Origin of the sequence: Thiobaca trueperi (assembly GCF_004342175.1) — a bacterium.
Taxonomy (GTDB): Bacteria; Pseudomonadota; Gammaproteobacteria; order Chromatiales; family Chromatiaceae; genus Thiobaca; species Thiobaca trueperi.
The window spans coordinates 86341-107335 of sequence record NZ_SMAO01000010.1; the positions used below are offsets into that span (position 1 = coordinate 86341).

Below are 20995 nucleotides of genomic sequence, written 5' to 3' on the forward strand. Positions count from 1 at the left end.
CGCGCGGTTCAGTTCACGGCTGATTCTTGTCCCGCAGCCGCCATTGGAAGTGGCTCAGCAGCCTGGAGCGGACCTTCTTTTCCTTGTGTTTGGCGGCAGCAGCAAGACGTTTCTCGGCCACGCCGATCAGGGTCTCCTGTGCGCCTTTCTTGCTGTCGTCCTCCGGCGTGCGCTGGGTGTAATGACCAGTGGCGTCCATATCCCAGGCCGAACGGGTGTCGGCGAACTGCACATCCAGAATGAGCCGCAGATCCTGGCGCAGCTCCGGATTTTCGACCGGGGCATGAACCTCCACCCGGCTGTCCAGGTTGCGCCCCATCATGTCCGCCGAGCCGATGTAATACTCCTCCTCGCCGCCATTGCGGAAATAGAGGATCCGCCCATGCTCCAGAAAGCGCCCGACAATGCTCACCACGCGCGCGCGCTCGCTGATGCCGGGAAGCCCTGGGCGAAAGCGGCAGGTGTCGCGGATGATCAGATCGATCTGCACCCCGGCGCGGCCAGCCTTATAGAGCGCGCGGGTGATGTCGGCGTCTTCCAGTGCGTTCATCTTCATCTGGATCAGACCGCCGCGCCCCTGTTTCTGATGCTCGATCTCGCGGTTGATCTTATCGATGATGGCGCGCTTGAGGTTATAGGGCGCGGCGAGGATCTTGCGATAGCTTGGCGGCGGCGAGTAGCCGGTCAGATAGTTGAACAGCTCGGTGAGATCCTGGCCGATGCCCTCATCACAGCCGAGCATGCCAAGGTCGGTATAAAGTTTGGCGGTGCCAGCGTGATAGTTGCCGGTGCCAATGTGATAGTAACGGCGCAGTTGGGCGTAATCACGGCGCACCACGAAGATCAGCTTGCTGTGGGTCTTGAGCCCCATGACACCATAGTTGACATGGATCCCCTCGGCCTCCAGCCGGCGCGCCCACTGGATATTGGCGGCCTCGTCGAAACGCGCCTTGAGTTCCACCAGCACCGCGACCTGCTTGCCGTTGCGCGCCGCCTGGATGAGTGAGTCCAGGATGGCCCCGGCGGAGGTGCGATAGAGGGTCATCTTGATCGCCAGCACCTTGGGATCCTCAGCGGCCGTGCGCAGAAAACGCTCGACCGAGGTGCTGAAGGGCTGATAGGGATGCTGGAGCAGGATTGGCCCGTTCTCGCGGATGATATGAAAGATATTGCGCCGGTCATTGGCGAGCAGCGGGTGATCGACCGGACGGTGCGGCTTGTCGTGCAGCTCGGGTTTTTCAATGGCGGCGATCTCGAAGAGATCACGCAGCGCCATCATGCCAGCGACTTCAAAGACATCCTCCTCTTCGTTCAGGCCGAGTTCGGCGGCCAACATGCCGCGTTGGATCGGCTCCATGCCCGGCTGCACCTCCAGCCGCACGATGGGCGCGAAATGGCGCTCGCGCAGTTCGGTCTCGATCATCTCCAGCAGATCGTTGGCCGCTTCCGCATCCGGTTCGACGATGGCGTTGCGGGTCACCCGGAAGAGCGCGCAGGAGACGATCTCCATTCCCGGAAACAGCATGTCCAGGTTATTGACCATGAGGTCTTCGAGCGTGACGAAGGTGAGACTGCCATCCACCGGGATCAGGCGTTTGGAGACATCCTTGCTCACCGGCACCTTGACGCGGGCCATGTAGACCTCGTTGCCATCCGGGAAGCGCAGGGTCACCAGCAGATTCAGCGTCAGATTGGAGATGAAGGGGAATGGATGCGCCGGATCCATCGCCAGCGGAGTGAGCATGGGGAAGATATTGGCGCGGAAATAATCGCGCAGCCGCTCGCGTGCATCCTCGGGCAATTGATCATGCAGAACGATACGGATGTCATGTGCGGCCAGCTCGCTCATCAGGATGTCATAGATGCGCTGCTGCTCGGTCTGGAAATCGCGCGCCGCTGCCTGACAGGTCTTGAGCTGCTGAAGCGGGGTGCGGCCGTCCAGGCTCGGGGTATGGACACCGGCGGCGATCTGCTGCTTGAGCCCGCCGATGCGTTTCATGAAGAACTCGTCCAGATTGTTGCTGACGATCGCCAGAAACTTGATCCGCTCCAGCAGCGGATTGCGCGGATCGTCCGCCTCGTGAAGCACACGATGATTGAAGGCCAGCCAGGTCAGCTCGCGATTCAGGTAGAGACTGGGATCGTCGAGATTGATGTCCTCGGCCAAGACCGGAATCGGATCGGCAAGCGTTTTGACGTAGTTCACGTCTTCGTCGAATACCTGGATGTCGCTCGTGCTCATGGTGGTTTTCCGTGGTCTGGGCGCGTGGTCATTGACCTGACATTCTAACAATCGCCGGACGTTCGTCGATGTTGGTTTCGTGACTTGTTGGAATGGCCGTTACAATGCCGCGCATGATGACCAGTGATCCAGATAATCTCTTCGACCGGCCCGATGCGCCGATCCGTCCCTTTGAATTCGATGCCGATGTGGCGCGGGTCTTTCCTGACATGGTGCGGCGTTCGGTGCCGGGCTATGCCGAACTGGTGGGACTCTCCGGGCTGATCGCCCGGCGCGTGGCACGACCCGGAACCGCCTGTTATGACCTGGGCTGCTCGCTGGGCGCGGTGACGCGCGCCATGCTGCGGCAGGTTCCCGCGACGGTGCGAATCGTGGCAGTCGATAATGCCCCCGCGATGATCGCGGGTCTGCGCGACCGGCTCGCCGATGTGCCGGGCGCGGAGCGGATCGAGCTGATCTGCGCAGATGTGGAAGCGGTGCGGATCGAGCAGGCGTCGCTGGTCGTCCTGAATCTGACCCTCCAGTTCATCCCGCCGGAACGGCGTCTGAGCCTGCTGCAAGGGATTCGTGCGGGTCTGGTGCCCGGCGGTGCGCTCCTTCTGGCCGAAAAGATCCGGGTTCTCGATGACCGTAACGGTGCCTGGCTGACCGCACTGCACGAAGATTTCAAGCGCGCCAACGGCTACAGCGAGCTGGCCATCGCCCGCAAGCGCGCCGCGCTGGAGCGTGTTCTGGTGCCGGATTCGATTGAAACCCATGAGCAGCGGCTCGCTGCTGCCGGCTTCATCGAGGTGACGCGCTGGTTTCAGAGTCTCAACTTCGTCGCCTGGATCGCATGGACCTGAGTCATTTTCAGCCGTTTCTGGCGCGTTTGGCAGCGACCCCGCTCGCTCCCTGGCGTGATGCGCTGGCAGATGCCAGTCTGGCCCGGCTTGGCGCGGGCGCACATGGGGATCTGGCGCGCTGGGAGTCGGCGCTGGCCGCGCTGCCGTCATTGCCGGAGGGCGAAATCCGGTTGAATGCCGCCTGCGTCGGTCTCCAGGCGATCACCCCACTCGATTCGGCAACCGCAGCCATCCTGCGCCAGACGCTGATGCGGCTGCATCCCTGGCGCAAGGGTCCATTCTGTCTGCATGGTCTGCATCTCGATACCGAATGGCGCTCGGACTGGAAATGGGATCGGCTGGCCGACGCCATCAGTCCGCTGGACGGGCGACTGGTGCTGGATGTCGGTTGCGGCAACGGCTATCACGGCTGGCGGATGCTGGGCGCGGGCGCGCGACTGGTGCTCGGCATCGATCCGACGCTCCTGTTCGTGCTCCAGTTTCTCGCCATCAACCGCTATCTGGCTCGCGATGAGCTGGCGGTGCTGCCGCTCGGCATCGAGGATCTGCCCGACACAGTCACCGGCTTCGACACGGTTTTCTCGATGGGGGTGCTCTATCACCGCCGCTCGCCCATGGACCATCTCGCCGAGCTGCGTCGCCTGCTCCGTCCGGGCGGTGAACTGGTGCTGGAAACCCTGGTTCTGGAAGGCGATGGGACGCAGGCGCTGGTGCCGCCGGGGCGCTATGCCAGCATGCGCAATGTCTGGTTCATCCCGAGCGTCGCGGCGCTGTCGGTCTGGCTCAGGCGCTGCGGTTTCGAGGCGGTGCGGGTGGTCGATGTCAGCCGCACCAGCCGCGAGGAACAGCGGTCAACCGACTGGATGCATTTCCAGTCGTTGCCCGATCATCTGGATCCTGCCGATCCAAACCAAACGGTTGAAGGACTGCCCGCACCAGTGCGCGCAATTCTCATTGCGCGGAAGTAAATTCAAGTCGTCAGTCGTCCTGCCAACTCAATACTTGAACCCCAGCGCCAGCCCTGCCAGAAAGGACGCCGCGCTGGTGAGATTGTCTCCGACGAAACCGAAAAAGACCCCGGCATGGGCGCCGAGCCAGTCGATCCAGGTGTCGTAATGGACCTCGAAACCGGACCAATCGACATCGATGACGCCGTGATACTGCAACAGAAAGAGCGCGAGCAGGATCAGGCCCATCACCAGGAGTGCGATCTTGAAGGCGACCTTGAGTGCGAAGCCCATCGCCAGCCCGATCATGAACGAGAAGCCGAGCTTGAGAAAAAACGCCTCGCTGAACAGTCCTCCGGCATCGGGTGGCCCGGCGTTTGCTGGAACAGGCGGCGCAACGGCAGGCGCAGCGTGAACAACCGTCGAAAAGATCCAGACAGAGAGGGCCGGCAGCCATCCTGCGGCCGGGCGGTAGAGCATCGTGTGATGAGACATGAGTCGTCGCGAATCCAGGAATGAAAGGGATCGGTTTAGCGGACGTGAGCCGGCTTCGCCCGGCCATCAATGTCCAGACGCTGGCCTGCGAACCAGACCAGGGCGATCACCGGCACGCCGATCAGGGCCGTGAAGATGAAGAAGCCCGGATAACCGATGCCATCGACGATGGATCCCGAATAACCGCCAAGCAGTTTTGGCAGCAGGGTCATGAGCGAGCTGAAGATGGCATATTGCACGGCGGTGAAAGAGACATTGGTCAGGCTCGACAGAAAGGCGACGAAGGCCGCGCTGGCGAGTCCCGCTGCGAGATTGTCCGCACCGACGGCCACGTAGAGCAACAGCACATTGTTGCCGATCTCAGCCAGCGCCACGAAGATAAGATTGGTCGCCGCCGACAGGATGGCACCCAGCATGAGGATCCGCAGCACGCCATAACGGGTCGCCAGCAATCCGCCGAGCAGACCGCCGGCAATGCTGACGAAGACCCCGAAAGTCTGAACCGCCGTGGCGATCTGGGGTTTGGTGAAACCGATGTCCTGATAGAAGACATTGGCGATGACCCCCAGCACGATGTCCGAGATCCGGTAGAGCCCGATCAGAGCCAGCAGCAGGAGCGCAGTGTTCAGACCATAGCGGCGGAAAAAATCGAGCGCCGGCTCGACCCAGGTCTCGCGCGCCATGACCCGATTGATCGCGCCCAGCACCACCAGTCCCCAACCGACCAGCACCGCCGCACCGACCGCCAGCACGAAGCGCAGCGTCTCCAGCAGAAAACCGCTCAGGGCGCTACCGCCAGCGGCGGTCTTGAGTTCGGTAAAGATCCCGCCTGTCAGAAAGAAGCCGGACGCAAAGGCCGCTGCGGTGGCGGCGAACACCAGCACCAGACGCAGATAATCGGTCGCGGCATAGTGGATTTCATTGGCGCGGCTGGTCTCCGGCTCACGGATCGAAAGGGTCGTCATCACGCCGACCAGCATGATGCCGGCCATGATCAGATAGGTCATCTGCCAGGCAACATAGCTGTAAGCGCCGGCCTCGGAGCCGAAGCGCGCGGCCAGATAGAGCGCACCGGCGCCGGCTACCACCATGCCGATGCGATAACCGGCGATATAGGTTGATGACATGAGCGCCTGGAATCGCGGTTCGGCAGATTCGATGCGGTAGGCGTCGATGACAATGTCCTGGGTCGCGGACGAGAAACCCAGCAGCACGGCGGCCAGCGCCATGCGTGTCAGGCTGTCCGGGCCGGTCGATGGATCGACCATCGCCATCAGCAGAATGGCGGTGATGATGGCGATCTGCGCGGTCAGCATCCAGGCGCGGCGGCGACCGAGCCGCCGGGTCAGAACGGGCAGCGGCAGACGGTCGATCAGCGGCGCCCAGACGAATTTGAACGAATAACCGAGCGCCGCCCAACTGAAAAAGGTGACGGCATTGCGCTCGATTCCGGCCTCACGCAGCCACAGCGAGAGCGAGGAAAAGATCAGCAGCAGCGGGATTCCGGCTGAGAAGCCGAGAAACAGCATGCTGACGACACGCGGATTGAGAAATTCCTTTCCGGTTTGTTTCCAGTTCCGCGTTGCGGTGATTGCCGTCTCTGTCATCGTCAACCCGCCTGCACCGCCGCAATCGCGGTCATGTTGAGCAGCCCGCGCACCGAGGTGCTCGGGGTGACGATATGGGCGGCACGATCAGTACCGAGCAGCATGGGGCCGAAGGATGCGCCCTCGTTCATGGTGCGCAGCAGATTGAAGGCGATATTGGCGGCGTCCTGATTGGGCATGATCAGCAGATTGGCCCGGCCCGTGAGACGCGATTCGGGAAAGCGCGCCTGCCGGACTGCCGCGTCGAAGGCAAGATTGGCGTGCATCTCGCCCTCCACTTCCAATTCCGGCTCCAGCTCTCGCAGCAAACGCAGTGCCTCATGCATCTTGGTGGCGGCAGGCGAGTCGTGGCTGCCGAAATTGGAGTGCGAGAGCAGGGCGACCTTGGGCACCAGTCCGAAGCAGCGCACCTCGGCGGCGCAGAGACGGGTGATCTCGACCAGGTCCTCCGCAGTGGGGTCGACCTGGACGTAGGTGTCGGCCATGAAGAGCGGGCCGCCCGGAAGCACCAGTGCACTCATGGCGGTGAGACGCCTGACGCCGGGCGCGGCGCCGATCACCTCCTCGACATGCTTGAAGTGACGCGAATAGCGTCCGACGATGCCGCAGATCATGGCATCGGCGTCGCCGACACGCACCATGGTCGCGGCCAGCACGGTCGTGTCGTTGCGGATATATTTGCGCACCTCGTCCGGGGCATAGCCGCGACGTTTGACCCGGTCATAGAAGGCGTGCCAGTAGTGCTCGAAGTTCGGGTTATCGCTGGGGACGACCAGATCGAAGTCGCGACCGGGGCGGATGCTCAGACCCAGCGTCCCGAGACGGCTGGCGATGATTTCGGTGCGTCCGATCAGAATGGGGCGCGCGATGCCCTCGGCGATGGCCTGCTGGGCGACCTGGAGCACCCGCTCATCCTCGCCTTCGGCAAAGACCACGCGTTTGGGCGCGGTGCGGGCCTGGTCGAAGACCGGCTTCATGGTCATGCCGGTGCGATAGGCGCGGGTGTGCAGCGACTGACGATAGGCATCCAGATCCGCAATGGGACGGGTCGCGACCCCGCTCTCCATCGCCGCCTGCGCGACCGCCGGGGCCAGATGCTCCATCAGACGCCGATCAAAAGGTCGGGGAATCAGATACTCGGGGCCGAACTGGAGCTGATCGCCGCCATAGGCCGCGCGCACGATGTCGGATGGTTCGGCCATCGCCAGATCGGCAATGGCGCGCACACAGGCGACCTTCATGGCCTCGTTGATCTCGCTGGCGCCGCAGTCGAGCGCGCCCCGGAAGATGAAGGGAAAACAGAGGACGTTGTTGACCTGATTCGGATAGTCCGAGCGCCCGGTGGCAATGATGGCGTCGGGCCGCGCCGCGCGCGCCAGATCGGGCATGATCTCGGGTTCGGGGTTGGCGAGCGCCATGACGATGGGATGATCGGCCATGCGGATCAGCCATTCCGGTTTGAGCACGCCAGCGGCTGACAGACCCAGGAAGATGTCCGCGCCGACGATGGCCTCTTCCAGCGTCCGCATTTCGGTGTCGCGGGCATAGCGTCCCTTGTAGGGATCCATCACCTCAAGCCGTCCCGGATAGACGACCCCGGCGATGTCGGTCAGGGTCACGTTTTCTTTGGACAGACCCAGTGCGACCAGCAGATCGACACAGGCCAGCGCCGCCGCGCCCGCGCCGGCAGTGACCAGCCGCACCTGACCGATGTCCTTGCCGACCACCCGCAACCCGTTGAGGATGGCCGCGCTCACCACGATGGCGGTTCCGTGCTGATCGTCGTGGAAGACCGGGATCTTCATGCGCTCCTTGAGCGCCCGTTCGACGATGAAACAGTCCGGGGCCTTGATGTCTTCCAGATTGATACCGCCGAAGGTCGGTTCGAGCCGGGCGATGGTCTCAATGAGTTTTTCCGGATCGCGTTCGTCGATCTCGATATCGAAGACATCAATGTCGGCGAACTGCTTGAACAGCACCGCCTTGCCTTCCATGACCGGCTTGGAGGCCAGACCGCCGATCGCCCCCAGACCCAGCACGGCAGTGCCGTTGGTGATGACCCCGACCAGATTGCTGCGTGCGGTATAGAGCGAGGCGGTCAGCGGATCCTGCTCAATCTCGCGGCAGGCGGCGGCGACGCCGGGTGAATAGGCCAGCGCCAGATCACGCTGATTGGCGAGCGGCTTGGTCGCCTTGATCGCCAGCTTGCCGGGCTTGGGGTAGCGGTGATAATCGAGCGCGCTCTGGTCGAGGTCTTCCGACATCTGGGTCTCCGGGTGGAAGGGGGGCGGGTATACTGTGCCGGCCTTTTTGGTCCGACGATGATGCAGCGACGCTGCATCTTAGTGCAAAGTGACGTGATGAACCCAGCGTCTCGCAGATGATTGTTATGATAACGTCGATGGAGGCCGCGACGTGAATCTGCACGGAATGATCGGCGTGACGGTGCCGTTCCTGCCTCTCGCCCCATCAGTAACAGGATCGTTCGATGGTTAAGGATGCGCCTCAACCGGGCCATGCGCAGGATCCAGGATTGATGACATGGCCTGGATATGACATGGTTGCACGCCCAGCCCATCCACTCTCAGGATCACGAGTCCGTCAAACGGATGCCGAGCATGCTCGATCTCACACGCAGCGCGGGCGCATCGGCGCTGTTACTTTTTTTCGCCCTGTCGTCTCCGCTCCTGTCCGACGACTCCGTCACCGTGACGCCGCCGATCCCGGCCATGGCAGCGGATCAGGCTGAGGCCGCGCCGCTGACGGCGACGCAGCCGGTCGCTGAACAACCGCCGTCAGTGCCTCCCGCACGCGCCGAGTTGACGCCTTCGCCCATTGCGATTGATCGTCCTGCCCTGCCAGCACTGACACCGACCAATCCGGGTCCGCCGGAGCAGGCCATCCCGCCGCTCGCACGGCAGGTTCCAGAACCTGACACGGCCCGGCAACTGCCGCCCCAGGATCCCGGAGCACCCGTTGCCCCCCTGCCACGCGCGGATGCGCGCCTTCAGGAAGCACGCCTGCATACAGGTCTGTCATGGGACTATTGCGGCCCGCGTCCCGGTACTGACGGGCTCGGCATCGTCGATCCGCCCGCCAGCACGAATGCGATACCGATCGACATCACGGCGGATCGTGTCGATTACGACCAGAATACCGATCTGATTCAGTTGCAGGGCGGCATCGAGTTCGTCCAGAACGAGCGGCGTCTGGAGGCCGAACGGTCAGCTTTCAATCGCCGCACCGGCCAGGTCGATGCCGCAGGCAGCATCTATCTGGACTATCCGGGGCTGCGTCTCACCGGCGATTCCATCCAGTACAACCTGGAGACCAAAGCGGGCACCATTGATCATGCCCGGTATCGCGTCTCCGGCAACGCCAATCTGCGCGGCGAGGCCGACCGCGCCTGGATGCTCTCGGAGCAACTCAGCCGCTATCAGGACATCCTCTACACCACCTGCCCGCCCGGTTACTCGGACTGGTCGCTTCAGGCCCGCGAGCTGGAACTGGATCAGGCGAGCGGCCTGGGGGTCGCCCGTCATGCGCGCATCCGCTTCTTCGATGTGCCGGTGCTCTATACGCCCTATCTGCAATTTCCCATCGATGGCCGGCGTCGCAGCGGTTTCCTGATTCCGACCTTCGGTTCGTCGGATGAGACCGGCACCGATATCCGTCTGCCCTATTACTGGAACATCGCGCCCAACATGGACGCGACCCTGACACCGCGCTACATGAGCACGCGGGGACTGATGCTCGGCGCCCAGTTCCGCCATCTCGCCAGCTTTCAGGAACTGGAGATCAACGGCGAACTGCTGCCGAGCGACCAGAAGATGCCCGACAATGGCGCACGCAGCGCCCTGCGGGTCGAGCAGCGGGGCCAGCTCGGCGAACGCTGGTCAACCTCAGTCGATTATGCCGCCGTCTCGGACGATCAGTATCTGGAGGATTTCGGCAACGGGCTGGATGTCACCAGTTTGCGCAATCTGACCCGGCGCGGCGATCTGCGCTATGCCGGAGACGGCTGGCGTCTGCTCACCCGGTTCCAGGAATTCCAGACCGTTGATAGCAGCATTGCGCCTGCCAACCGGCCTTACGGTCAGTTGCCGCATCTCGAATTCGCCCTGGATCCACAACGCTGGAAGCAACTGGTCGAGTACAGCTTCACCGGTCAGTACGACTATTTCGACCACAACGCGGCCGTGCACGGCAACCGCCTGGTCGCCGTTCCGACGGTGCGAATTCCGCTGCGCCGCAGCTTCGGCTATCTCATCCCGCGTGCGCGTCTCTATTCCACCAGCTACGATCTCGTCGATCAGACCCCTGGCCTGCCCGAACAGCCCTCGCATCTCATCCCGAGTCTCGACATTGACGGCACGCTCATCTTCGAGCGCGAGACCGACTGGTTCGGCGCCGCGACCCTGCAAACCCTGGAGCCGCGTCTCTATTACGTCCTCACGCCTTACGAGGATCAGTCACAGACCCCGCGTTTCGACACCACGGCGCTCGATTTCAGCTTTGCCAGCCTCTTTCGTCCCAACCGCTTCACCGGCTATGACCGCATTGGCGACGAAAACCGTCTCACTGTTGGTCTGACCTCGCGCACCCTTGCCAGCCACGATGGCGACGAACTCTTCCGTGCCAGCCTGGGACAGATTTATTACTTCGATGACCGGCGGGTGCAGCTCGACGGCGATGCGGTTGACAACGATCTCAGCTCATTGATGGCCGGCGAAGTCGCGGCGCGTCTGCTGAAAGACTGGACGGCGCTGGTCAGCGCCCAGTGGAATCCAAATCAAACCGATCACCCCTGGGAGAAACAGGCGCTCCAGCTTCGCTATACGCCCGGCGATGATCGGCTGCTGAATCTGGCCTATCGTTTCAACTTTGGCGAGCAGGAAGACGAACAGTACGAAGACACCGATATCTCCTTTCAGATGCCGGTGGGCGGAAATGTCAAACTGGTTGGCCGCTGGCTCTATTCGCTGCTCAACGAGGAAACGGTCGAGGCCTTCGCCGGCATCGAGTTCGGTCGCTGCTGCTGGCGTCTGCGGGTGCTGGGTCAGCATTTGAAGCGGAGCGCGGAGAACGCCGGCAGCACCAGTATCATGTTACAACTGGAATTGGCCGGTCTCGGCTCATTCGGCAATCAGATCGAAAAACGCCTGGAACGAGGAATCTATGGTTATCAACCGAACTAGCCGCCTGCTGCGGCGCGCGAGCCTGGGCGTCTGCCTGACCCTGTCGTGCAGCGCCGTCTTCGCCCAGACCGGGACGCAACCCCTGGACGCCATCGTGGCTGTGGTCAATGACGATGTCGTGGTGCGCAGCGAGCTCAACAAAGAGATCAGTCTGGTCATTCCCCAGATGCAGCAAAGCGGCACGCCGCCGCCGCCGCAGGCGCAGCTCGAAAAGCAGGTGCTCGACCGGCTCATCCTCAAGCGGCTGCAACGCCAGCGGGCCAAGGAACTCGGCATTGAGGTGGATGACGCCACCCTGACCGAGGCTATGACCAACATTGCCAGCCGCAACGGTCTGTCGCTTGAAGCACTCCAGGCCACGCTGGAGGCCGGCGGCATCCGCTTTGCCGATTTCCGCGAGGACACCCGCGCCCAGATCCTCACCAGCCGCCTGCAAAGTCAGGAGGTCATCAACAAGATCCAGGTGAACGACCGCGAGATCGACCGCTTTCTGGCGCGTGAGTCCAGTTCGCTGATCGAACGCGAACAGGTCAGATTGCAGCATATCCTGATCGCCCTGCCGGACGATCCGACCCCCGAACAGGTCAGGACGGCCGAGGCCAAGGCCAAACGTCTGCTGGCCCAGTTGCGCGGGGGCGCCGATTTCAGCGCGGTGGCGGCGCGCGAGTCGGACGGCAGTAACGCGCTCGAAGGCGGCGATCTCGGCTGGTTCGAGATGGGCGCGGTGCCGGCGCTGGTCGCGGAGCAGGCCATGACCCTGGCCGAAGGCGCGATCACCGAGCCGCTGCGCAGCCCCAGCGGTTTTCATCTCATCAAGCTGCGCGAGATCAAGGGCGCCGACCCGCAGAACGTGCCCCAGACCCGCGCCCGCCACATCCTGATCCGCACCAATGAAGTGGTCTCGGATGATGACGCCAAACAGCGTCTGGCGATCCTGCGTGAGCGTATCATCAGCGGCGACGATTTCGGCACCCTGGCGCGCGCGCATTCGGACGACACCGGCTCGGCCCTCAAGGGCGGCGAGCTGGGCTGGGTCAATCCCGGCGACACCGTGCCCGAGTTCGAGACGGCGATGAACGAGCAGCCGATCAACGGGGTCAGCGCACCCTTCAAGAGTTCGTTCGGCTGGCACATCGTGCAGCCCCTGGAACGACGCAGTCAGGACACCAGCGGTGACGCCATGCGGATCAAGGCGCGCGAGGCACTGCAACGGCGCAAGGCCGAAGAGGCGACCGAGGAATGGCTGCGTCAGTTGCGCGATCAGGCCTATGTCGAAATCCGGCTCGACCGCGAGCCATAACCCTGATTCGCAGGAACGGGCAGATTTGAATTTAGACAGGATTTTCAGGATGGACAGGATTTCAAATTATTGTTTTTAATCTTGAATCATCCTGTTAGTCCTGTCCAAAAACCGTTTTTCGGAGAAACAACACGTTGTCGAAGACCGCCCACACGATTCCCCGCATCGCCATCACGCCGGGTGAGCCCGCCGGCATCGGCCCCGATCTGCTCGTGCGCTTCGCCCAGGGCGCGAGTCAGGCCCAACTGGTCGCCATCGCCGATCCCGATCTGCTGGCCGCGCGTGCGCGACTGCTCGGCCTGGATCTGCGTCTTGAGACCTGCGATCCCGAGCGCCCGCCGACCCTTTCGCCGCCCGGTCACTTGAGTGTCCTGCCGGTGACGCTGCGTCAGCCAGCCGAGCCGGGACGGCTCGATCCTGCCAACGCGGCCTATGTCCTGGAGACCCTGACTGCTGCCTGCGATGGCTGTCTCAACGGCGCCTTCGACGCCCTGGCGACAGGCCCGGTCCATAAGGGCGTCATCAATGAAGCCGGCGTGCATTTCACCGGACACACGGAGTTCTTGGCCCGGCGTTGCAATGCACAGCCGGTCATGATGCTCGCCACGCCCGGACTGCGGGTGGCACTGGTCACGACGCACCTGCCGCTGATGCAGGTGAGCGCGGCCATCACCCGCGAACATCTGACCCGGGTGATCGAGATCCTGCACCGTGATCTGTCACAGCGTTTCGGTATCGATCAGCCGCGCATTCTGGTCTGCGGACTCAATCCACATGCTGGCGAGGGCGGACATCTGGGACGCGAGGAGGTTGAGGTCATCGAACCGGTCCTGAGCGCACTGCGTGCGCGGGGCTGGAATCTGGTCGGACCTCTGCCGGCTGACACGGCCTTCGTTCCCGAGCGGATCGCCAGCGCCGACGCCTTTCTCACCATGTTCCACGATCAGGGACTGCCCGTCCTCAAGCACCTGGGATTCGGACGCGCGGTCAATGTCACGCTCGGCCTGCCGATCATCCGCACCTCGGTCGATCATGGCACCGCGCTGGATCTCGCCGGTACGGATCGGGCGGATCCCGGCAGCCTGACCGCAGCGGTCAAACTCGCCATCGATCTGGCCCATCTTTCCGATTAAACTCTGTTCAATCAGGTGATTTTTCGCACTGCGCCAAGATGCCGCTCAAGAACCCGCCGATGAGAAACACCGACCGATGAACATGACCCCCGCGTTGCTGCTGGCCGGATTGGCGGTGCTGCTGGCGCTGGGTTCGTCAGCGGTCTCGCTGCTTGCGAGCCGCGATCCGTCGGTGCTGCGCCGGGTGGCGATGCCTCTGATCGGGCTCTCAGGTCTGGCGGCGCTGGCGGCGGGGCTCTGGGCCCTGATCGCGGGTGGCGATATCTCGACCACCCTGCCGTTCGGTCTGCCCTGGATGCCCTGGCAGGTGCGGCTGGATGCGCTGTCCGGGTTCTTTCTCATGACGATCGGGCTGGTCGTCTGCGCAGTGGGGATCTACGGCCCCTCCTATGTGCGCGGCTTCGAGCACGGGCGCGAGTCGCTGACCGCGCTCGGCGGCTTCACCGGGCTGTTCCTCGCCGGCATGCTGCTGGTGGTGCTGGCGAACGATGCCTTTCTCTTCATGGTGGCCTGGGAGCTCATGTCCCTGTCCTCCTATTTTCTGGTGGCCTTTCAGCACGAGAACGCCGCCAACCGCCGCGCGGCCTTTCTCTATCTGCTCATGGCCCATGTCGGCGGGCTGACCATCCTGCTCGGTTTCGGCGTGCTCTCGGGCTTCGGCCACAGCTTTGCCTTCGACGCGATGCGCGAAGCGATCCTCTCGCCCGGCTGGGCGAGCGTCGCCTTCGCCCTGGCCTTCGTCGGCTTCGGCATGAAGGCGGGTCTGGTGCCGCTGCATGCCTGGCTGCCGGAGGCCCATCCGGTCGCGCCCTCGCATATCTCGGCGCTCATGTCCGGGGTCATGCTCAAGGTGGCGGTCTATGGCTTCATCCGCGTGGTCTTCGATCTCATCGGTCAGGTCCAGTGGCAGTGGGGTGTGACGCTGATGGTCATCGGCAGCCTCTCGGCGCTGGTCGGGGTGCTCTTTGCCCTGATGCAGACCGATCTCAAGCGTCTGCTGGCCTATTCGTCGGTGGAAAACCTCGGCATCATCTTCATCGCGCTGGGTCTGGCGCTGGTCTTTCTAAGCACCGGTCATGCCCTGCTGGGTGCGCTGGCCTTCGTCGCGGCGCTCTATCACGTCATCAATCACGCCCTGTTCAAGAGTCTGCTGTTCCTGGGCGCGGGGGCCATTCTGCACAGTTCGCACGAGCGCGATCTGGAACAGATGGGCGGTCTGCTGCGACGCATGCCCTGGACCGGCGCCTTTTTCCTGATCGGCTGTCTCTCGATCTCCGCGCTGCCGCCGTTCAATGGCTTCGTTTCCGAATGGCTCATCTTCCAGTCGGCGCTGCAGGCCTGGCAGCTTGAAAGCGGGGTGCTGCGCAGCCTGATTCCCATCGCCTCGGCGGTGCTGGCGCTCACCGGGGCATTGGTGGCGGCGACCTTCGTCAAGGTCTACGGCGTCGCCTTCCTCGGTCAGGCGCGCTCGCGTCATGTGCGTCATGCGCGGCAGGGAACATTCGGCATGCGGGCGGGGCAGGGCTTTCTGGCCGGACTCTGCGTGCTCTTCGGCGTGTTGCCGACCCAAGTCATCATGCTGATCGATGGCGTCTCGGTGCAGATTCTGGGTACGGGTCTGCCGCAGGCCAGCGCCCATGGCTGGCTGTGGCTGACGCCGATCTCGTCGGAGACGGCCAGCTACAGCGCGCCGCTGACGATTCTGCTCCTGACCCTGGTGGCCGGGTTCGCGTTCTGGTGGTTCCTGCGCGGGGTACCGCGCCGCATCCGGCGCAGCGATCCCTGGGATTGCGGCTTCGCGCCGCCCACGCCGGGCATGCAGTACACGGCAACCGCCTTCGCCCAGCCGATCCGGCGCGTGTTCGGCCCACTGTTCGAGATCGACGAGGCGCGCCCCGCGCACGCGGATGGCGAGCCGCGTTATCGGCTCAAACTGACCGACCGCACCTGGGGGCTCCTGTATCTGCCGGTGGCGCGCGCCGTCGAGTCGGCATCGCGCCGGGTGGTGCGTCTGCAATCGGGGAATGTGCGGACCTATCTGGGCTGGACTCTGGCAACGCTGCTGGTGCTGCTATGGATCATTTCGTGAACTGCCCCTCTCCCCAACCCCTCTCCCGCGAGGGGAGAGGGGCCTTAGGCGATTTCCTGAAAACAATCTACCCACGGAGAGGATGTGAATGGACAGGATTTACAGGATTTTTCAAGATTGACAGGATGAAGAAAGGTTTTTCTCCTGCGAAATCCTGTTCATCCTGTCCATTTGGAGTCTTGACTCTGGTAAAAACTTTCCCGGAAACCACCTTATGCCGTGCGCTGGCGGGCGAACGGTCATGATCATCGTCACCTGGCTCATTGCCTTCATCCAGGCGCTGCTGATCGCGGCGCTGGCGCCGCTGCTGATCGGCTGGGTGCGCAAGGTCAAGGCGTGGCTCCAGAACCGGCGCGGGCCGTCTCTGTTGCAGCCGTATGCCGATCTGCGCAAGCTGCTGGTCAAAGAGATCCGCGTGCCGCATACCGCCTCGCCATTGTTCCGGGCGTCTCCCTATATCGTCTTCGTGGCGATCTGGCTGGCGGCGGCGACCATCCCGCTGGTGGCGCTGGATCTGCCGACCTCCCGGATCGCCGATATCATCGTGCTGGTGGGTCTGCTGGCGCTGGCGCGTTTCTTTCTGGCCCTGGCCGGCATGGATGCAGGGACGGCCTTCGGCGGCATGGGCGCCTCGCGCGAGATGCTGATCTCGGCGCTGGCCGAGCCCGCCATGCTGGTAGCCGTCTTCACCCTCGCCATGACGGCGCACAGCACCAGTCTGGTCAGCGTCATCGATCATCATCTGACCGATGGTTTTCTGCTGCGTCCATCCTATCTGTTCGCCCTGGGTGCACTGCTGCTGGTGGCGCTCGCCGAGTGCGGGCGCATCCCGGTGGACAATCCCGCAACCCATCTGGAACTGACCATGATCCATGAGGCGATGCTGCTGGAATATGCCGGTCGGCATCTGGCGCTGATGGAATGGGCGGCCTGGATCAAGCTGCTGCTCTATGGCGTCATCATCGCCAATCTCTTCTTTCCCTGGGGTGTGGCGCAGGATTTCAGTCCGCTGGCGCTGGGTCTGGGACTCGCCGCCGTGCTGTTCAAACTGATGATTCTGGGTGCCGTGCTGGCGGTCAGCGAAACGGCGCTGGCCAAGATGCGTCTGTTCCGCGTCCCGGCCTTTCTCAATCTGGCCCTGCTGCTGGCGCTGCTGGGTCTCTTGAGCCATGTCATTCTGGAGGTGGGGGCATGACGCTCACCGTCCTCACCCTGCTGCAACAGTTCGTGCTGCTGCTGGCGGCGCTCGTGCTCTTTCTGTCATTCGTGCTGCTGGCCCAGCCGCGTCTGATTGCCGCCATCCATCTCTTCGCCTGGCAGGGCGCGCTGATCGCGGCGGTGACACTCACCGTGGCGCTCGCCGGTCATGCCCATCATCTGTATTTTTCGGCGCTCCTGACCCTGGTGCTCAAGGCGCTGCTGATCCCCTGGATGCTGCACCGTCTGGTGCGTCGGCTGGGTCTGGAACGTCATACCGAAGCCCTGCGCTGGCCCGCGCTGGCGATGATGGCCGGGGTCGCGCTGGTGATCTTCAGCTACTGGCTGGTGGTGCCCATGGTCGAACAGGGGCTGGCCTTCACTCGCAACATCGTCGCGGTCAGTCTGGCGGTCGTCCTGATCGGGCTGCTGATGATGGTGCTGCGTCAGCAGGCCGTGGCTCAGGTGCTGGGCTTCATGTCGATGGAGAACGGACTCTTTCTCGCCGCCGTCTCGGCGACCGCTGGCATGCCGCTGGTCGTGGAACTGGGCGTCGCCTTCGACGTGCTGGTTGCCATGGTCCTGTTCGGGGTCTTTTTTTTCCAGATCCGCGAGAGTATCGACTCGCTGGATGTGGATCGGCTCAATCGATTGACTGAGACTGTCGATAACGAGGATCTCATCCAATGAGATTGGAACCGCAAAGACGCGCAGGGCGCCAGGGAATTGGCGCATTTCCACACTGGACCCCGGGAGCCAGCAAACCCAAGACAGGCGATGCGCGCGCAGGTCAGACTGCTCCAGATGCTTCGCGTCCTTTGCGCCTTCGTGGTTCAAAAATCGAATGACCGCGCTCCTGCTCTTACTCCTGACTCCCCTGCTCGGCGGTCTGACGCTGGCGCTGCTGCGTCCGCTGAATCTGGCCGGCTGGCTGAATCTCGCGGTCTCGCTTCTGACCCTGGGTGCGGCGGTCTGGCTGGCGTGGCTGGTGGCGACGGTCGGGGTGATCGCGGGACCGTATTTCCGGGTCGATGCCTTCAATGTCTATCTGGTGGTACTGACCGCTTTCGTCGGTGTCACCACGTCGATCTTTTCGCGCCCCTACATGCGTCATGTCTGCGCCAGCGGCAAAATCAGCGCGCGCAGCATGCGGGTCTATCACAGCATGTACCAAGCCTTCATGCTGACCATGCTGCTGGCGCTGACGACCGATAACCTCGGCGTACTCTGGGTCGCGGTCGAGGGCGCGACCCTGGCCACGGTGCTGCTGGTCTCGCTCTACCGCACCCCGGAGGCGGTCGAGGCGGCCTGGAAATATTTCATCCTCTGCGGCGTGGGCATCGCGCTGGCGCTGTTCGGCACCGTGCTGACCTATTTCGCCGCGCAGCATGTGATGGCCGATCCCGCCGCCGGTCTGACCTGGAGCGCGCTCTATGAGCGTGCACACGAACTCAATCCCACCGTGATGCGGATCGCCTTCGTCTTCCTGCTGGTGGGCTATGGCACCAAGGTGGGTCTGGTGCCCATGCATCAATGGCTGCCGGATGCCCATTCAGAAGGCCCGACACCCATGTCGGCCGTGCTCTCCGGACTGCTGCTGAATGTCGCGCTCTATGCCGTGGTACGGGTCAAGATGCTGGTGGACGGCTCGCTGGCGACGACCGCCACGCCGCATCTGGCCGGTGCGCTGCTGATGGGATTCGGGCTGGTTTCCTTCGTGGTGGCCGGGCTCTTTCTGCATCGTCAGCGCGACATCAAGCGCATGTTCAGCTATTCATCGATCGAGCACATGGGGCTCATGACCTTCGCCTTCGGGCTCGGTGGGCCGCTCGCCACCTTCGGCGCCCTGCTGCACATGCTGGTGCACTCGCTCACCAAATCGGCCATCTTCGTCACCGTCGGCCATGCCACCCATCTTGCCGGCACCCAGGCCATCGACCAGATTCGCGGACTCATCCGCACCCAGCCCGCCATCGGCTGGTCGCTGTTGCTCGGCGTCGTCGCCATCGCCGGCTTTCCGCCCTTCGGCGTCTTCACCAGCGAATTCCTGCTGCTGACCGCCACCATGCAGTCGCAGCCCTGGTTCGCCGTGGTGCTGCTGACCGGTCTGGCGGTGGCCTTCGCCGGACTCTTCCGGCATCTGCACCCGATGGTCTATGGGCCCGCGCCCGAGGGACAGCAGCCGGTCCAGGCCAACCTGTTGCCGGTGTTCATCCATTTGGGGCTGGTGCTGTGGCTGGGTCTGTCGATCCCGGACTTTCTCGCCGTCTGGCTGGATCGCGCGACGCAGTTGATTACCGGGATGCATCTGCTATGAATCAAGCCGACCGCCTTGACTGGCTGTCCGACTATCTGGCCCGACTGGAGGTTGGGCAGGTCGTCGTCCATTCTAACGATGCCCAAGGTCTTGCCCCGGCCCATCGTCTGACGCTCGCCCCTGAGCACTGGGCTCTCGCGGCCCATGTGGCGGCTGAGATGGGCATGCGTCACGCCGGACTCTGGGCCGATCCGCTGGATGCAGAAGGTGACGATGAACCGGCCATTCGTGTCTATGCCTGTCTGGAACTTCACGGGGATTATCTGGCACTTGAAACCCATGTCCCCCTGAGTCAGCCACTGCTGGAGTCTCAGACCCCGATCTTCTCCGGTCTCGACCGGCTTGAGCGTCACGCCCATGACCTGACCGGCGTGATTGTCGCGAATCATCCCGACGACCGCCGCTGGACCCGCCATCAGGCGTGGCCGGCGGATCGCTTTCCGCTGCGCCACGATTTTCCGCTGGCGGGCGAGTCGGTCAAACGCACCCCAGCCGACGTGGAGTATCCCTTCGTGCGCGTGCAGGGCGCCGGGGTCTACGAGATCCCGGTCGGGCCGGTTCACGCGGGCATCATCGAGCCGGGTCATTTTCGTTTCCAGGCCATGGGCGAGGACGTATTGCGTCTGGAGGAGCGGCTGGGCTATGTCCACAAAGGCATCGAGAAGCTCGGTGTCGGGCGCGATCCGGCAGGGCTGGCTCGACTCGCCGGGCGTGTCTCGGGCGACTCGACCGTCGCCCATGCCTGGGCCGCCTGTCAGGCCATGGAGCGCGCCACCGGTTGCCGCGTGCCGCCGCGCGCACTGAGCCTGCGTGCCCTGCTGGCCGAGCGCGAGCGCATCGCCAATCATCTGGGCGACATCGGCGCCATCTGCAACGATGTCGGTTTCGCCTTCGCCCATGTCCAGTGCGCGCGACTGCGCGAGCAGTGGCAGCGACGTTCGCGCGAGCTGTTCGGACATCGCTTCATGATGGACACCATCATCCCCGGCGGCGTGGCGCATGACCTGTCAGCCGCCGCCTTCCATGCCCTGCGTCTGGATCATGCCGCACTGCATCGCGCTGTCGAACCGCTGTTCGATGTGATCGAGGATCACTCCTCGCTGGATGATCGTCTGGACAACACCGGCATCCTGTCCAGGGTCGATGCGCTCGCGCTCGGTTGTACCGGTTATGTCGGCAAGGCCAGCGGTATCGACTTCGATGTGCGCCACCACAGCCCCTATCCGCCCTATGACAGCGTGCGTGTCGAGGTGCCGGTCCAGACCGAAGGCGACGTGGCGGCACGGGTGCGGGTGCGCATGGCCGAGGTGCGCGGCAGTCTCTGGATGCTCGACCGTCTGCTCGATGCCCTGCCGGAAGGTGAGATCGCCGCGCCGCTTCCATCGCCGGCACCTGGCGCGATGGCCCTGGGGCTGATCGAAGGCTGGCGCGGCGAGATCCTCTGTTTCGTGCGCTTCGACGCAGCCGGACACATCGCCCGCTACTTCCCCCGCGACCCGAGCTGGTTCACCTGGCCCGCGCTGGAGCGGCTGATTCTCGGCAACATCGTCCCCGATTTCCCGGTCTGCAATAAATCGGTCAACGGCTCCTATGCGGGGCAGGATCTGTAACTTGAGGAAACCGAC

14 protein-coding genes are annotated in these 20995 nt (G+C 63.4%); 10 read left to right on the forward strand and 4 right to left on the reverse strand.

Features of this window, described 5'->3' with window-relative positions:
- Nucleotides 1-13: 13 nt before the first annotated feature.
- The gene (ppk1, locus tag EDC35_RS16610; RefSeq protein WP_132978384.1) at nt 14-2242 is read right to left on the reverse strand and encodes a polyphosphate kinase 1; all 2229 of its coding nucleotides are present in this window, start codon (nt 2240-2242) and stop codon (nt 14-16) included.
- A gap of 113 nt (nt 2243-2355) precedes the next feature.
- Here ppk1 and cmoA point away from each other — a divergent pair, with 113 nt between their 5' ends.
- Together cmoA and cmoB are read left to right on the forward strand one after the other, a co-directional pair.
- Complete coding sequence (cmoA, locus tag EDC35_RS16615) at nt 2356-3087, forward strand: carboxy-S-adenosyl-L-methionine synthase CmoA (RefSeq protein ID WP_207896289.1); 732 nt, start codon at nt 2356-2358, stop codon at nt 3085-3087.
- Nucleotides 3078-4055, forward strand: coding sequence for a tRNA 5-methoxyuridine(34)/uridine 5-oxyacetic acid(34) synthase CmoB (gene cmoB / locus EDC35_RS16620; protein WP_132978385.1), 978 nt, complete (start codon nt 3078-3080; stop codon nt 4053-4055). The genes cmoA and cmoB overlap by 10 nt, the downstream gene beginning before the upstream one ends.
- Nucleotides 4056-4082: 27 nt before the next feature.
- Here the strand turns inward: cmoB and EDC35_RS16625 are convergent, their stop codons facing one another.
- The 3 genes from EDC35_RS16625 to EDC35_RS16635 are packed head-to-tail and all read right to left on the reverse strand — an operon-like array spanning nt 4083 to nt 8400.
- Nucleotides 4083-4529: an FUN14 domain-containing protein gene (locus EDC35_RS16625; RefSeq protein ID WP_243651756.1), complete on the reverse strand. Its 447-nt coding sequence runs from the start codon at nt 4527-4529 to the stop codon at nt 4083-4085.
- Nucleotides 4530-4564: 35 nt separating this feature from the next.
- Nucleotides 4565-6136 (reverse strand): AmpG family muropeptide MFS transporter, encoded by a 1572-nt coding sequence (locus EDC35_RS16630; protein ID WP_132978386.1) that lies wholly within the window; start codon nt 6134-6136, stop codon nt 4565-4567.
- A 2-nt stretch (nt 6137-6138) separates the two neighbouring features.
- On the reverse strand, nt 6139-8400 hold the full coding sequence (locus EDC35_RS16635) for an NADP-dependent malic enzyme (RefSeq protein WP_132978387.1): 2262 nt from the start codon (nt 8398-8400) through the stop codon (nt 6139-6141).
- Nucleotides 8401-8754: 354 nt separating this feature from the next.
- Between EDC35_RS16635 and lptD the strand changes: the two genes are divergently transcribed.
- The 8 genes from lptD (at nt 8755) to EDC35_RS16675 (ending at nt 20980) form a co-directional block, all read left to right on the forward strand.
- On the forward strand, nt 8755-11334 hold the full coding sequence (gene lptD, locus EDC35_RS16640; RefSeq protein WP_341539448.1) for an LPS assembly protein LptD: 2580 nt from the start codon (nt 8755-8757) through the stop codon (nt 11332-11334).
- Nucleotides 11315-12634, forward strand: a complete 1320-nt coding sequence (locus EDC35_RS16645) for a peptidylprolyl isomerase (RefSeq protein WP_132978388.1) — start codon at nt 11315-11317, stop codon at nt 12632-12634. The genes lptD and EDC35_RS16645 overlap by 20 nt, the downstream gene beginning before the upstream one ends.
- Nucleotides 12635-12768: 134 nt before the next feature.
- A complete protein-coding gene (pdxA, locus tag EDC35_RS16650; protein WP_132978389.1) occupies nt 12769-13767 on the forward strand; it encodes a 4-hydroxythreonine-4-phosphate dehydrogenase PdxA in 999 nt (332 codons plus the stop codon).
- Between the two features lie 76 nt (nt 13768-13843).
- Nucleotides 13844-15856 (forward strand): hydrogenase 4 subunit B, encoded by a 2013-nt coding sequence (gene hyfB, locus EDC35_RS16655; RefSeq protein WP_132978390.1) that lies wholly within the window; start codon nt 13844-13846, stop codon nt 15854-15856.
- Between the two features lie 241 nt (nt 15857-16097).
- Nucleotides 16098-17051: a respiratory chain complex I subunit 1 family protein gene (locus EDC35_RS16660; protein ID WP_132978391.1), complete on the forward strand. Its 954-nt coding sequence runs from the start codon at nt 16098-16100 to the stop codon at nt 17049-17051.
- Nucleotides 17048-17743: a formate hydrogenlyase gene (locus EDC35_RS16665; protein WP_132978392.1), complete on the forward strand. Its 696-nt coding sequence runs from the start codon at nt 17048-17050 to the stop codon at nt 17741-17743. The genes EDC35_RS16660 and EDC35_RS16665 overlap by 4 nt, the downstream gene beginning before the upstream one ends.
- A gap of 154 nt (nt 17744-17897) precedes the next feature.
- On the forward strand, nt 17898-19370 hold the full coding sequence (locus EDC35_RS16670) for a hydrogenase 4 subunit F (protein ID WP_132978393.1): 1473 nt from the start codon (nt 17898-17900) through the stop codon (nt 19368-19370).
- Nucleotides 19367-20980, forward strand: a complete 1614-nt coding sequence (locus tag EDC35_RS16675) for a hydrogenase large subunit (protein ID WP_132978394.1) — start codon at nt 19367-19369, stop codon at nt 20978-20980. The genes EDC35_RS16670 and EDC35_RS16675 overlap by 4 nt, the downstream gene beginning before the upstream one ends.
- The last annotated feature ends 15 nt before the right edge of the window (nt 20981-20995 follow it).

Excerpts from the sequence above, each read along its gene's own strand:
- EDC35_RS16660 (WP_132978391.1), top strand. The coding sequence starts at position 16,098 with ATGATCATCGTCACCTGGCTCATTGCCTTCATCCAGGCGCTGCTGATC.
- hyfB (WP_132978390.1), top strand. The coding sequence starts at position 13,844 with ATGAACATGACCCCCGCGTTGCTGCTGGCCGGATTGGCGGTGCTGCTG.
- cmoB (WP_132978385.1), top strand. The coding sequence starts at position 3,078 with ATGGACCTGAGTCATTTTCAGCCGTTTCTGGCGCGTTTGGCAGCGACC.
- EDC35_RS16670 (WP_132978393.1), top strand. The coding sequence starts at position 17,898 with ATGACCGCGCTCCTGCTCTTACTCCTGACTCCCCTGCTCGGCGGTCTG.
- EDC35_RS16665 (WP_132978392.1), top strand. The coding sequence starts at position 17,048 with ATGACGCTCACCGTCCTCACCCTGCTGCAACAGTTCGTGCTGCTGCTG.
- cmoA (WP_207896289.1), top strand. The coding sequence starts at position 2,356 with ATGATGACCAGTGATCCAGATAATCTCTTCGACCGGCCCGATGCGCCG.
- EDC35_RS16625 (WP_243651756.1), bottom strand. The coding sequence starts at position 4,529 with ATGTCTCATCACACGATGCTCTACCGCCCGGCCGCAGGATGGCTGCCG.
- EDC35_RS16645 (WP_132978388.1), top strand. The coding sequence starts at position 11,315 with ATGGTTATCAACCGAACTAGCCGCCTGCTGCGGCGCGCGAGCCTGGGC.
- EDC35_RS16630 (WP_132978386.1), bottom strand. The coding sequence starts at position 6,136 with ATGACAGAGACGGCAATCACCGCAACGCGGAACTGGAAACAAACCGGA.
- EDC35_RS16635 (WP_132978387.1), bottom strand. The coding sequence starts at position 8,400 with ATGTCGGAAGACCTCGACCAGAGCGCGCTCGATTATCACCGCTACCCC.
- ppk1 (WP_132978384.1), bottom strand. The coding sequence starts at position 2,242 with ATGAGCACGAGCGACATCCAGGTATTCGACGAAGACGTGAACTACGTC.
- lptD (WP_341539448.1), top strand. The coding sequence starts at position 8,755 with ATGCTCGATCTCACACGCAGCGCGGGCGCATCGGCGCTGTTACTTTTT.
- EDC35_RS16675 (WP_132978394.1), top strand. The coding sequence starts at position 19,367 with ATGAATCAAGCCGACCGCCTTGACTGGCTGTCCGACTATCTGGCCCGA.